This window comes from Streptomyces sp. NPDC040405, assembly GCF_055595765.1.
The window spans coordinates 131,204-144,678 of sequence record NZ_JBVIVI010000013.1; the positions used below are offsets into that span (position 1 = coordinate 131,204).

The following is a 13,475-nucleotide window of genomic DNA, read 5'->3' on the forward strand; positions in this document are numbered from 1 at the left end:
CGCCCCGGCGCTTCTCCGCACTCCGAATATGTGCTCGACATATAGTCGCTCCATGCAGCTCAACGGGGTTCCGTTCCCGGGGCGGGAACGAGAGCAGGCGGCGCTGGACTCGTTCATCACCGACCTGGCGGCGGGCCGCCCGGCAGTCGTCACGGTGTCCGGCAGACCCGGCTTCGGCCGCGGCCCGCTGCTGCGCTGGGCGGCCCGGCTCGCCGAGGAGCGCGGGCTGCGCACCCTGACCGCGCGGGCCACCCCGGGCGAGAGCGCACTGCGGTACGGCGTGGTGCAGCAGCTGCTGACGACGCTGGACGGGCTCAGCGACCGCACGCTGGCGGCCCTGGCCGAACCGGGCCGGGACGGCGGACTGCCCGGCCTGGCCGAACTGCTGCGCAGCGCCTACGACCGGCCGACGCTGCTCGTCGTCGACGAGGTGCAATGGCTGGACCCGGCCTCACGGCGCTGGTTCGACGCCCTGGTACGGCGGCTGCCGGGGAAGTCGGTCGCGCTGCTGGTGAGCGGCAGAGGCGTCAGCCACCCCGGATGGTGCGACGGTTCCCCCTGCCCCGGCCCGGTCCCCACCCGGCAGCTCGCCCTGTCCGCGTTCACCGCGCGGGAGGCCGCCACCATGATCGCCGCGGTCTGCGGACGCCCCGGCGACGAAGCGTTCACCGCAGTGGCGTGCGAGGTCAGCGCGGGCAACCCCATGGTGCTGCACGAGGGGCTGCGCCAGTTCACCGCCCGCGGACTCGAACCGGTCGCCGCGCGCGGCCCGGAGCTGCGCGCGCTCATCGAGGCCATCTGCGGCGAGTACGCCGCCCGCGCGCTCGGCGGACTGTCCGACACCGCCGTCGCCGTCGTCCGCGCCCTGGCCGTCTGCGGCGAACTCCTGCCCCTGCCCCTGCTGTACGCACTCGCCGGACCCCACGCGGCGGGCGAACCCGGAGTGGTCGCGGCGCTGGAGGCCAGCGGGCTCGCCACCCCCTCCGGCAGCGGGCTGCGGCTGTGCTGCCCGGAGGTGCGGAACTGGATCCTGGAGGAGATGACCGCCGCCGAACGGGCCGAACTGCACGCCCTGGCCGCCGAACTCGCCCACCGGGCGGCCGTTCCCGACGAGGACATCGCCCGGCTGCTGCTCGCCGCCCGCCCGCTCGGCGAACCCTGGGTGATCCATGTGCTGCGCCGCACCGGCACCGCCGCCCTGCGCGCCGCCCGCCCCGCTCACGCCATCGCCTGCCTGTCCCGCGCACTGGAAGAGCCGCTGGATTCCGAGGGGCGCGCCCAACTGGGCCTGGAGCTGGCCGCCATCGAGGTGCTCGCCGCGCCCGAGGCGAGCGACCGGCGGCTGGTGGACATCATCCGGCCCGGCGGTGACGCACCCGCCGGAGCCCGGGTGCGCGCCGCCGACCTGGGCCTCGCCCGCGGCGCCGTGGAAGCCCTGCGGGCCGCCGTGGTGAGCGCGCTGCCCACGGCCCGCGACGGCGAACGGGAGGCCCTGGCCGGGCTGTTCCGGCTCGTCGAACCCGTCCGCGGCAACGATGCCGACCTGCTGCTGCCCGAGATCCCCCCGTTGCCCGCCCGCCCCCTCGACCCGGCGCAGGCCGCCGCCCGCGCCCGGCAGCTCGCCCTGCACGGCGAGGACCTGCCCACCGCCAGGGAGCTGGCCCGGCGCGCCTTCCCCGGCGAGCCCGGCAGCGACGTGCTGATCCTGCCCCGGCTCACGGCCGGGCGGGTCCTGCTCATGACCGACGACTTCGACGAGGCCGAGGCGCGGCTGGATGCCCTGCACGTCGACTTGCGGCGGCGCAGCGCCCGGGCCGCCGCCGGGCTCGCACTGGCCGTCCGGGGCGAACTGAACCTGCGGCGCGGACGGCTCGACGCGGCCGAACGGGACGTCGCCGCCGCCGGGCGCGCACTGCCCCACGCCCACTGGCATCCGTACCACCTCTCCTATCTGACGGCGCTGCGGATCAGCGTCGCCCTGGACAACGGCCACGTCGACCAGGCCAGGGAGCTGGCCGACGCGCCCGCCCCGGCCGAGGCACAGGACAGCGTGTCCTTCGGCCATCTGCTGTTCGCCAGGGCGCTGGTGGCCTCCCGGGACGGCCGACTGCCCGAGGCGCTGGAGCTGTTCCGCGGCTGCGGCAGGCGGATGCTGTACCACGGCCGGGCCAACCCCGCCCTCCTGCCCTGGCGTTCGATGGCCGCCGAAGTGTGCCACGCGCTCGGCGACCACGAGGAGGCCGAGCGGCTGAGCCGGGAGGAGCTGGAGCTCGCCCGGCGGTGGGGCGCGGCCAGCGCCCTCGGCGTGGCCCGGCTGGGCGCCGGGCGGGTGGCCCGCGAGGCCCGGGCCCACCTGCTCCGCGAGGCCGTGCACACCCTGCGCCCCACCGGTGCCCGGCTCGCCTACGCCGGGGCGCTGATCGAACTGGCCACCACCGAACTGGACGCGGGGGACCGGCAGGCCGCCGCCCCCCTGGTGGCCGAGCTGTTCACGTTCACCACCACCCACCGGCCCGCCAGCAGGCTGGGCGCGAGGGTGCGCTCGCTCGCCGAACGGCTGGGACAGCCCGCCGCGCCCGGACGCGGCCCGCACCCCTCCTGGGCGACGCTGACCGAACCCGAGCGCCGCACCGCCACCCTCGCCGGACTCGGCCACGGCAACCGGGAGATCGCCGAGATGCTGTCGGTCACCCGGCGCACGGTGGAGCTGCGGCTCAGCGGCGCGTACCGGAAGCTGCGGATCGAGGGGCGCACGGAACTCCATGCGCTGGTGCGGGCGACGGAGGGATACGGCACGGATGTTGCTTGAGCGGGACGCCGAGGCGGCACAGGTCCAGGACGCCCTGGGCGCCGCCGCCGCGGGCACCTCGTCGCTGCTGCTGCTCACCGGCCCACTCGGGATCGGCCGGAGCGCGCTGCTGCGGCGGCTGCCCCTGCTGGCGGGCGAGGACGTCCGCGTCCTGCGCGCCAACGCCGCGCCGATGGAGCAGGACTTCGCCTTCGGCGTGGTCCGTCAGCTCTTCGACAGCCTGCTGACCGGCGCCCCGCCCGAGCAGAGCGAACGATGGCTGCGCGAGCACGGCGACTTCGCCCGCATGGTCCTCGCCGACGACGCCCTCCCGCTGGGCGAGTGCGGCTCCGTCACCCTCTCCGAGACGGTGCTGAACGGACTGCGCGACCTGCTGGCCGACGTCGGCGCCGACAACCCGCTGCTGATCCTGGTGGACGACCTCCAGTGGGTGGACGCCCCCTCGCTGCGCTGGCTCGCCTACCTGGTCAAACGATTGCGCGGGCTGCGCGCCGTACTCGTCTGCGCCCTTCGCGACGGCGACCCGGGGGCCCGGCAGCTGACACTGCGCGAGATCACCGACTGCGCACAGCGGGTGCTGCGCCCCGCGCCGCTGTCCCTCGGGGCCGCCGGGGAAATGGTCCTCGACCAGTTCGGGGAGCCGGGCGACGAGGAGTTCACCCGCGCCTGCCACGAGATCTCCGCCGGGAACCCCCTCTTCCTGCGGTCGGTCCTGGTGGCCCTCGCCGCGGCCGGCCACCGCCCCACCGCCGGGCACATCGAGGCGGCCCGTCGGCAGCGCCCCGCCCAGCTGCGCGAGTGGCTGGCCGGGTGCATGCGCACCCAGCCGCAGCCGGTACGGGACCTGGCCGCCGCCATCGCCGTCCTCGGCGACCAGGGCGAACCCGACCTCATGGCCCGGCTGGCGGGCCTCGACCCGATCGGCTTCGCCGCCGCGCGGCGCGCCCTCGGCCAACTCGGCCTGCTGGCAGCCGAGCAGGAGCCGCGCTTCCTCCACCGCGTGGTGCAGGACGCCGTCGAGTCCTCGCTGACGGTCGCCGAGCGCGAGCGGCTGCACGACACCGCCGCCGCCCTCCTCTACCGCAACGGCTCCTCCGCCGAACTGGTCGCCGCCCAGCTGATGGCCGTCACCGCCTCACAGCACCCGTGGTCGGTCGAGGTGCTGCGGGCCGCGAGCGACACCGCGCTGCGCCGGGGCGCGCCGGACATCGCCACCCGCTATCTGCGGCGCGCGCTGCTGGACGCCTCGCTGTCCGGCGAGAGCCGCGGGCGGCTGCTGATCGACCTGGCCACCGCGGAGCGCGGATTCGACCCGGCCGCGTGCGAACGCCACATCTCCCAGGCGATACCCCTGCTGACCACGCCACGGCACCGGGCCGCCGCCGCCCTGCGGATCTCCCCGACCGTCGTGGGCGTGGCGCCGCCCGCGGTCCTCGATCTGTTCCACCAGGTCGCCGAGGACCTGGGCCCCGCGGCCGCGCTGGACGGCTCGGCGCGCGATGTGGCCCTGCGGCTGGAGGCACGGCTGTGGTACGCCGGGTACGAGGACCCGGCGGAGCTGGCCGCGGCCGTGGAGCGGCTGTCGGCGCTGGGGGAGGAGCCGCCGCTGGGCTCGACCGCCGAACGCGAGCTGGCCGCCGTGCTGCTCAACGCCGCGATGCTCACGACCCGGCGGCCCGCGGCCGAGGTCGCCCGGCTCGCGGGCCGCGTCCTGGAGCGGGAACCGGCCACCGCGGACCGGGGCCACTCACCGCTGCCGCTGGTGGCGGTCGCGCTGATCGCCACCGACTCGGTACGTCTCATCAACTCCTGGCCCGCGCCCGAGCGGCGCTCCCCGCGGCAGGACGTCACGGCCGTCGACGCGCTCGTCCACGCCGAGCAGGCGCTGATGCTGGTGGCGCGCGGCCGGGTGGCCCGGGCCCGGGAGCCCGCCGAGCGCGCGATGCGGCTGGCCGGGGCGCACTGGTCGGAGGCCGGGATCCTCGCCACCGTCGCCCTCACCGACGTCGCTCTGGAGCTCGACGCCCCCGAACTGGTCGAAGGGCTGCTGGACGAGGCCGGGCGGCGCCGGTCCGCCAACCTGGCGCTCACCGCCTCGCTCCAGCTCCTCAAGGCGTCCCAGGACGCCCGGCACGGCCGCTGGACCAGCGCGCTGGACACCCTGATGGCCTGCGGCCGGCAGCTGGAGGGGGCGGGCTGGCACAATCCCGTCCTCTTCCGTTGGCGGCCCTGGGCGGCCGTCCTTCAGCAGCGCGTCGGAGACTCCCGTACGGCGCTGGCGCTCGCCGAGGAGGAGCACGCCCGGGCCGAGGTCTGGGGCGCCCCCGTCGCGCTGGGCCGCGCCCTGCGGCTCAAGGGACGGCTGCACGAGGGCGCGCGGGGCACCAATCTGCTGCGGGAATCGGCCGACGTGCTGCGCGCCTCGGCCAATGAACTCGAACTCGCCCGCTCGCTCGCCCTGCTGGCCCGGCGGCTGGACGGCGGTGCCGAGGCGGCGGCCCTCCTGCGGGAGGCCGGGGCCCTCGCCGCGGCCTGCGGCATGCCCTGGCTGGTCGAGCAGGCCGAGCAGGGCCGCGGTACGCCCGCCCCGCGGCCCGAGGCCGCGCTGACCCGTACCGAACGCACCGTGGTGTCCCTGGCCGGTGGCGGTCTCACCAACACCGAGATCGCCGGTCGGCTCGGTGTCACCTCCCGCGCGGTCGAGAAGCACCTCACCCACGCCTACCGCAAGCTGGACATATCCGGCCGTCGCCAGCTGATGGAGATCCTGCCCCGCCTGGATTCGGAAATCCTGCGTTAACGGCGCTAATTCAACGGGTGTCCAACCGGCCTCGGGTGGGCTTCCCCGGCATGCCCGGACACCGGCCGGGTGGGGGTGGATCCGGGCGAGTTTCCCAGGTCGGCGAACCCACCGAACCGACCACCGAAACCCTTCGGTGCGGACCGAACCTCCGGGGTGCGGTACCACAGGATTGGGCGACACCACCCCATCTGACGTTGACTCATAGGTGAGGATCTCCCTAGTCTCGAATCAGTAAAAACATTCGAATGCAATAGCCGCGGATTCATCCCCGGTCATTCGTCCCCGGTCATTTATGGGTCATTGATAAACAGGAAGGGATGGCAGTCCCTTGGCAGTTTCCGCAGTAGTAGATTCGGCTCGGCCAACCCCCCACGAGCTCGAATACGACCAGATCGAGTACGCGGATCTTCTGCGCCAGTTCGACCAGCCCGGGGCGTGTGTCGTCTGTCTCGACCCGTCCCTGACGGTCCAGCAGGCGAATCAGGAGTTCTTCCGGCAGTTCGACGGTGACTCCGCCATGAGCGTCTGCGGGCGCGACTTCATCGATCTGGCGCATCCCAGCGCGCGACAGGCGCTGCGCCAGCAGCTCTCCCGGCTGGTCGACGGCACCCGCCACCGGTTCGCCGCCCAGGTGGTCGTCGTCGGCTCCCAGGGCACCGCCTTCACCAGCGCGCTCACCGCCGTCGCCGTACGCGAGGGCACCTCCCACGTCGCCTCGCTGCTGGTGGTGCTGCGGCCCGTGGCGGGCGGCCAGGAGCTGGACATGGTGACCAGCCGCAAGAAGATCCTCAGCGAAATCGAGGCACGCATTCTGGAGGGCATAGCGGCCGGACTCTCCACCATTCCGCTGGCCTCCCGGCTCTATCTCAGCCGACAGGGCGTCGAATACCACGTGACGCGTCTGCTCCGTAAGCTGCGCGTCCCCAACCGGGCGGCCCTGGTATCCCGCGCCTATTCCGTGGGAGTTCTCAACGTGGGCTCCTGGCCCCCGAAGGTCGTCGATGATTTCGTGAAGTGATCCGCCGGTCCCTCGTGACGCGGCGGCAGGCGGCCCGCACGCCGCCGCGTCACGAGGGACCGGAGCCGTGGGCGAGCCGCAGCACGCTGAACGCGGTGAGCGCCACATGCAGTTGGGTGCGCTGCTCGCCCGACTCCAGATCGCAGCCGAGCACCCGCTCGATCGCGTGCAGCCGCTGGTAGAACGCCTGCCGTGACAGGCTCGCCCGCTTGGCGGCCACCGTCTTGTTGCCCGCCGCGTCCAGATAGGCGTGCAGGGTCGTCACCAGATCGGTGCCATGCCGCTCGTCGTGCTGCACCAGCCTGCCGAGCTGCCGTTCCACGTACTCCTGCACCCGCATGTCGTCGCGCAGCGCGTACAGCAACTGCCGTAGCCCGATATCGCTCAGCTCATGGAACGGCTTGTCCGGCGTGCCCGGGACGGCGGCGTCCGCGACCCGCGCCGCCTGCTGGAAGGAGCGCGCGGTCTGCGACAGGTCCGACACCTCGCAGCCCACGCTCACGACCGCGTCCGGATGGGACTCCCGTACGGAACGGCCCAGCCGCTCCACCAACGGACGCCAGGGCGTGGCCGGATGGAACGCGAGCAGCACCCCCAAGTGATCGCCGGGCACCGCGCCGATCAGCACCGCGGCACCGGCCGCGGCCATCTCCTCGGTCAGCCGGTCCTCCAGCTCCCCGGGCTCCTCGCCGCCCAGCCCCCGGGCCAGGGTGACGAGCACGACGATCAGCCGCCGTCCCATGACCCGCATGCCCAGCGCCTCGGCCCGGGCCCGCGCCTCCCCGGCCGAGCGGCAGCGCTGCTCGACCAGATCCAGCAGCAGCGTGCGCTGCGCGCGCCGTTCCCACCGGGTGTGCTGGGTCAGCCGGGCGATGGTCAGGGCGGTGGCCGTACGCTCCAGGACCATGGCGTGCTCGGGACCCACCGCCGGAGCGCCCGCCGCATCCGGCAGCATCACCAGCCGCCCCCAGCGCTCTCCCCGGTACTCCACGGCCGTCACCAGCCAGTTCTCCGGGCCGCGCAGCTCGGTGCGGTCGGGCGAGGGCGTACCGCGCGACCGCCGCTCCCAGCCCGTCAGCACCCCCTCGACGCCATGGCCCGGGGCCCCGCAGATCACGGCCCGGTGGACCAGGTTCTCCAGCACCACCGGATGGCCGCTCAGCTCGGCGGCCATCGCCACCACCTCGTCCGGCTCGGCGCCGCGCAGGGTCAGCGCGGTGAAGGTGTCATGGACGTCCTGGGCCCGGCGCAGGGTCTCGATCTGGCTGCCGATGATCATCGAGTGGACGATCTGGGTGACCTCCACGAAGTTCACGTTCCGGGACAGCAGAACGAGCGGGAAATCCCGGGCCCGGCAGGTCTCCACCAGCTCCGACGGCGGCTCGTGATAGCGCCGGACCAGCTCGATGACCAGGCCCGCGGCGCCGATGTCCGCCAGCTCCTCCACATACCGGCGCACCTGCGCCGGGTCCTCCGGCAGCGGCATCCCGGTGGTGAGGACCAGCTCCCCGCCCTTGAGGAAGGACGCCGGGTCTAGCAGCTCGGTGATGTGGACCCAGCGGACCGGACGGGACAGCTGATCATGGCCGGATACCACCTCCGGCCGCCCGGCGGCCAGTACCGGCAGCCGCAGCGCGTCGCCGAGGGTGAGCGGAGCGGAGCCGTTCATGCAGGCCACTCTGGCAAGTCGGCCGACCGGGCGCAACCGTCGATCGGGGCTCTCCTTGACAAAGTGTCCACCCGGTTCCGGTTGACACAACGTCCAACCCGATCACCTGCCCGCGACACAATGATCATTGTCTTTCCCGGGTCCGCTCCCGCAGGCTCGAAGAAGTCCTGAAGAAGTCCCGAAGCTGTCCGGTCCACCGCGTTCCGTGGGTGTTGGGAGAGATCATGACCAATCTGTCGCCGCAGCTCCGCCAAGCCACTCCGGTGGTCGCCGTCCGTGGAGAGGGGGCCTACCTCCACGGCGAGGACGGACGGCGCTATCTGGACTTCACCGCGGGCATCGGCGTCACCAGCACCGGGCACTGCCACCCGCGGGTCGTCGCCGCCGCCCAGGAGCAGGTCGGCACCCTCATCCACGGTCAGTACACGACCGTCATGCACAAGCCGCTCCAGCGGTTGACCGCCAAGCTCGGCGAGGTGCTGCCCGAGGGCCTCGACAGCCTGTTCTTCAACAACTCCGGCAGCGAGGCCGTCGAGTCCGCGCTGCGCCTCGCCCGCCAGGCCACCGGCCGGCCGAACATTCTGGTCTGCCACGGCGGCTTCCACGGCCGCACCGTCGCCGCCGCGTCCATGACCACCTCCGGGACCCGCTTCCGCTCCGGCTTCTCGCCCCTGATGAGCGGCGCCGTGGTGACCCCGTTCCCCACCGCCTACCGGTACGGCTGGGACGAGGAGACCGCGACCCGGTTCGCGCTCAAGGAACTGGACTACGTCCTCCAGACCATCTCCTCGCCCGACGACACCGCGGCGATCATCGTCGAACCGGTGCTGGGCGAGGGCGGCTACGTACCCGCCACCGAGGGCTTCCTCCAGGGGCTGCGCGAGCGGGCCGACCGCCACGGTTTCCTGCTCATCCTCGACGAGGTGCAGACCGGCGTCGGCCGCACCGGGCGGTTCTGGGGCCATGACCACTTCGGGGTCCGCCCCGACATCCTGATCACCGCCAAGGGCCTGGCCAGCGGCTTCCCGCTGTCCGGCATCGCCGCCTCCGAGGAACTGATGGCCAAGGCATGGCCCGGCTCCCAGGGCGGCACCTACGGCGCCAACGCGGTGGCCTGCGCCGCGGCCGTGGCCACCCTCGACGTCGTACGCGAGGAGAACCTCGTCGCCAACGCCGACGCCATGGGCGCCCGGCTGCGCTCCGGTCTCGAGGACGTCGCCGCGAAGACCCCCGCCATCGGCGACGTCCGCGGCCTCGGCCTCATGCTGGCCAGCGAGTTCGTCACCGAGGACGGCGAACCCGACCCGGCAACCGCGGGCCGGGTGCAGCGCGCCGCCGTGGACGAGGGGCTGTTGCTGCTCCTGTGCGGCGCCTGGAACCATGTGGTCCGGATGATCCCCGCGCTGGTCGTCGACGAAGCGGCGATCGACGAGGGGCTGCGCGCCTGGTCCGCCGCCGTGAGCGCCGGAACCTCCGGCACCTCCTGACCGTACGGCGTCCTGACGCCCCTCGCCCTGTCACCCTCGGGAACCCCGGCCGCCGCCCGCCGCTCACGCGGGCGGCGGCCACAGAAGGAGATTGCCGCTATGTCTGCCCTGCCCACCCCTTCGTTCCCCGCAGCGGGCGACGTCCTCGCGACGGTGTCCAAGAAGCTGTACATCGCCGGGTCCTGGTCCGACGCGGCCGGCGGCGTGACCATGCCGGTCGACGACCCGGCCACCGGCGAGGTGCTGTGCGAGGTCGCCGACGCCAGCCCCGCCGACGGGCAGCGCGCGCTCGACGCCGCCCTCGACGCCCAGGAGAAGTGGGCCGCCACCGCGCCCCGCGCCCGCAGCGAGATCCTGCGCCGCGCCTACGAACTCATCATGGAGCGCGCCGACTCCCTCGCCGCCCTGATGACGGCCGAGATGGGCAAGCCGCTGGCCGAGGCGCGCGGCGAGGCCGCGTACGCCGCCGAGTTCTTCCGCTGGTTCTCCGAAGAGGCCGTCCGCATCGACGGCGGATACGCCACCATGCCCGACGGCAAGAACCGCATGCTGCTCATGCGCCGCCCCGTCGGCCCCTGTCTCCTCGTCACCCCGTGGAACTTCCCCCTGGCCATGGGCACCCGCAAGATCGGCCCGGCGATCGCCGCGGGCTGCACCATGGTGCTCAAGCCCGCCCCGCAGACACCGCTGTCCTCGCTCGCCCTCGCGGGCATCCTGGAGGAGGCCGGGCTGCCCGCCGGGGTGCTCAACGTCGTCACCACCTCCCGGGCCGGGGAGGTCGTGGAGCCGCTGCTGACCGGCGGCCACATCCGCAAGCTGTCCTTCACCGGCTCCACCCAGGTCGGCCGTGTCCTGCTCGGCCAGTGCGCGCCCGCCGTGGTCCGCACCTCCATGGAACTCGGCGGCAACGCGCCCTTCATCGTCTTCGACGACGCGGACCTCGACGTCGCGGTCGAGGGCGCCATGACCGCCAAGATGCGCAACATGGGCGAGGCGTGCACCGCCGCCAACCGCTTCTTCGTCCACTCCTCCGTCGCCGCCGAGTTCGCCGACCGCCTCGCCCGTCGCATGGGCGCCCTCGAGGTCGGCCCCGGCAGCCGCCCCGGCGTCGACGTGGGCCCGCTGATCGACCGGACGGGCCGCGCCAAGGTCGAGGAACTGGTCGCCGACGCCGTCGCGCGCGGCGCCGAGGTCCTGGTCGGCGGCAGCACCCCCGAGGGCCCCGGCTGCTTCTACCCCCCGACCGTGCTCACCGGAGTATCGGCCGCCAGCCGGCTGATGGAGACCGAGATCTTCGGCCCGGTCGCCGCCGTCCTCACCTTCGAGGACGAGGACGAGGTCGTCGCCACCGCCAACAGCACCGAATGGGGCCTGGTGGGTTACGTCTTCACCCGCGACCTCAACCGCTCGCTGCGGGTGAGCGAACGGCTGGAGGTCGGCATGGTCGGCCTCAACACCGGCCTGGTCTCCAACCCGGCCGCCCCCTTCGGCGGCGTCAAACAGTCCGGCCTCGGCCGCGAGGGCGGCCGCGTCGGCATCGACGAGTTCCTCGAGTACAAGTACATCGCCACCCCGGCCTGACCCCGCCCCCGTAGGGCATCACCCCCGATGCCCTACGGGGCCGGGTCCGGGAGCGGAGCCCTCGCACGGCGACCTGAGGGGCGGGCACTCCAGCCCGTCCGCCGCTTGAGAACCAGAGCCCGAGACTTCGGTCCGGAACCGAGCCGACCACTCCAGCCCGTCCGCCACCCCGGTCCGGTGTCCGGCCCTTCGGGCCGGGGCGGAGGCGGGCACGCCAGCTTGTCCGTCACCCCCGTCCGGTGTCCGAGGCTTCGGTCCGGGACCGAGCCGGAGACTCCAGCCCGTCCGGCGTTTGAGGACCGGGGTCCGGGGCGGAGCCCCGGTTACGGGAAGGGGCGGGTAGGGGAAAGCCCCCAGGCTGTGGTTCTCGCCCTCACCGGGCGAGATGTACGTGTCCGCGGACGGCCGTCCGGAAGGCGATGGGCGTTTGGCCAACGCGATGGTTGAAGTACTTGCTGAAGTGGGTGGGGCTGGGGAAGGCCAGCTGGTCGGCGATCTGGCTGGCGGTGTGATCGCTGTGGGCGAGTAGCCGCTTGGCCTCCAGGACGACGCGGCGGTCGATGAATTCCTTGGCGCCGAGGCCGACGGCGGTCAGGGTGGCGCGGGAGAGGGTGCGCGGGGAGTAACCGAGCAGGCGGGCGTAGTCCTCCACTCGGCGGGCGCGGGCGAAGCGCTGCTCGACGGCGTCCCGGAAGCGCACATACGTCTCGTCCGGTTCCGGGGCCGGGCTGCCCGCCGAGCCGCCGGGCTGGGCCAGACGCAGGACGAGGACGGCCAGCAGGTGGCGCAGTGCCGCGGTGTGGGTGGCCAGGGGGAGCTGTCCGAGAGCGTGGAACTCGTGCGCGAGGTGCGCGGTGGCCAGGTCCAGTGCCTGGGCCGCGTCGCCGGTCGGCGTGCGCAGGACGGGGGCGTGGATGTCGTCCAGACGGACGGTGGCGCCGGTGGCGGAATCGAGGAAGTCCCTTTCGAACAGCACGAGGGTGCCCTCGGTGCCGGTGAGGTCGCCCCACTGCTGCACCTGGCCGGGGCGGATCCACATCCAGGAACCGGGCCGCAGGACGTAGGCGGCGAAGTCCACCGTGTGCCGCAACGTCCCGGTGGTGACGTGGAGCAGGTGGTGGAAGGCGGGGCGCTGGGGCATGGCGAGGCTGCCCGCCGGAAGGCGTCGGCGCAGATCGCTCAGAGACAGAACTTCGACCCCGGCCGGGGTGCCGACCGGGGCGGCGAAGGGGACCTCGGGAATGTTCCCGGGACCAGTGTGTCGCTTTTTGGCCATCATCAGTCGCAAGCGTATCCAGAAGTGTGCAGGAAGCGGCCTTAGCGTAGGCATATCGGCCGCCGGGCACGGCCTGGCGGTGACGGAAACGGTGAAGCAGCGGATCAGATTCCTTGCCGTCGAGCACACCACACGGAAAAGAGGACACCCATGAAGATCGTTCTGTTCGGTGCCACCGGCATGGTCGGCAGCCGTATCACCACCGAGGCCGTCGCCCGGGGCCACGAAGTGGTGGCCGTCTCCCGCTCCGGCGCCGCGCCCCTCGACAGCCCGCAGCTGACCGCGGTCGCCGGTGACGCGGGCTCGGCCACCACGGTCGCCGACCTTGCCAAGGGCGCCGATGCGGTGGCCTCCGCACTGGTCCCGCCGCGGGACGGATCCGACCCCCGCGCACCCTTCACCGCCCTGCTCGACGCCGTCCTCAAGGGGGTGCGCTCCGCTGGTGTACGACGGGTGGTCATCGTCGGCGGCGCCGGTTCCCTGGAGGTCGCCCCGGGCACGGCCCTGAGCGACACCCCTGACTTCCCGGACGCGTTCAAGCCCGAGGCCGCCGCCCACGCGGCGCTGCTGGCGACGCTGCGCGAGGCCGACGACCTGCAGTGGACGTACGTATCCCCGGCCGCGCTCATCGCCCCGGGCGAGCGCACCGGCACCTTCCGTATCGGCGGTGACAGCCTGCTCACCGACGTCGAGGGCAACAGCGGCATCAGCGCCGAGGACTACGCGATCGCCTTCGTCGAAGAGCTCGAGAAGGCCGCGCACCCTCAGGCCCGCATCTCCGTCGCCTACTGACCCCTCCGCACGACCGCCCGAGGGGCGCCGCAGCCCACGC

8 protein-coding genes are annotated in these 13,475 nt (G+C 73.4%); 6 read left to right on the forward strand and 2 right to left on the reverse strand.

The genetic code is table 11. The features are described 5' to 3' along the window. Positions 1-52 precede the first annotated feature (52 nt). The 3 genes from ACZ59A_RS37535 (at position 53) to ACZ59A_RS37545 (ending at position 6,630) form a co-directional block, all read left to right on the forward strand. Positions 53-2,809 carry an AAA family ATPase gene (locus tag ACZ59A_RS37535; protein ID WP_470968346.1) on the forward strand — a complete coding sequence of 919 codons (2,757 nt, stop codon included), beginning with the start codon at positions 53-55 and terminating at the stop codon, positions 2,807-2,809. Further along, a complete protein-coding gene (locus tag ACZ59A_RS37540) occupies positions 2,799-5,609 on the forward strand; it encodes an ATP-binding protein (RefSeq protein WP_470968348.1) in 2,811 nt (936 codons plus the stop codon). The genes ACZ59A_RS37535 and ACZ59A_RS37540 overlap by 11 nt, the downstream gene beginning before the upstream one ends. Positions 5,610-6,021: 412 nt before the next feature. Further along, positions 6,022-6,630: a LuxR C-terminal-related transcriptional regulator gene (locus ACZ59A_RS37545; protein ID WP_470968499.1), complete on the forward strand. Its 609-nt coding sequence runs from the start codon at positions 6,022-6,024 to the stop codon at positions 6,628-6,630. Positions 6,631-6,679: 49 nt separating this feature from the next. Here the strand turns inward: ACZ59A_RS37545 and ACZ59A_RS37550 are convergent, their stop codons facing one another. Next, on the reverse strand, positions 6,680-8,299 hold the full coding sequence (locus ACZ59A_RS37550; RefSeq protein WP_470968350.1) for a PucR family transcriptional regulator: 1,620 nt from the start codon (positions 8,297-8,299) through the stop codon (positions 6,680-6,682). A gap of 224 nt (positions 8,300-8,523) precedes the next feature. Between ACZ59A_RS37550 and ACZ59A_RS37555 the strand changes: the two genes are divergently transcribed. Both ACZ59A_RS37555 and ACZ59A_RS37560 read left to right on the forward strand, forming a co-directional pair. After that, positions 8,524-9,786, forward strand: a complete 1,263-nt coding sequence (locus tag ACZ59A_RS37555; RefSeq protein WP_468050266.1) for an aspartate aminotransferase family protein — start codon at positions 8,524-8,526, stop codon at positions 9,784-9,786. A 99-nt stretch (positions 9,787-9,885) separates the two neighbouring features. Beyond that, positions 9,886-11,367, forward strand: a complete 1,482-nt coding sequence (locus ACZ59A_RS37560; RefSeq protein WP_470968354.1) for an NAD-dependent succinate-semialdehyde dehydrogenase — start codon at positions 9,886-9,888, stop codon at positions 11,365-11,367. Between the two features lie 373 nt (positions 11,368-11,740). Here the strand turns inward: ACZ59A_RS37560 and ACZ59A_RS37565 are convergent, their stop codons facing one another. Beyond that, positions 11,741-12,646 (reverse strand): helix-turn-helix domain-containing protein, encoded by a 906-nt coding sequence (locus ACZ59A_RS37565; RefSeq protein WP_470968356.1) that lies wholly within the window; start codon positions 12,644-12,646, stop codon positions 11,741-11,743. 147 nt (positions 12,647-12,793) lie between these two features. Between ACZ59A_RS37565 and ACZ59A_RS37570 the strand changes: the two genes are divergently transcribed. Then, entirely contained in the window at positions 12,794-13,435 is a 642-nt protein-coding gene (locus tag ACZ59A_RS37570; protein ID WP_470968359.1) for an NAD(P)-dependent oxidoreductase, read from the forward strand. Positions 13,436-13,475 lie beyond the last annotated feature (40 nt).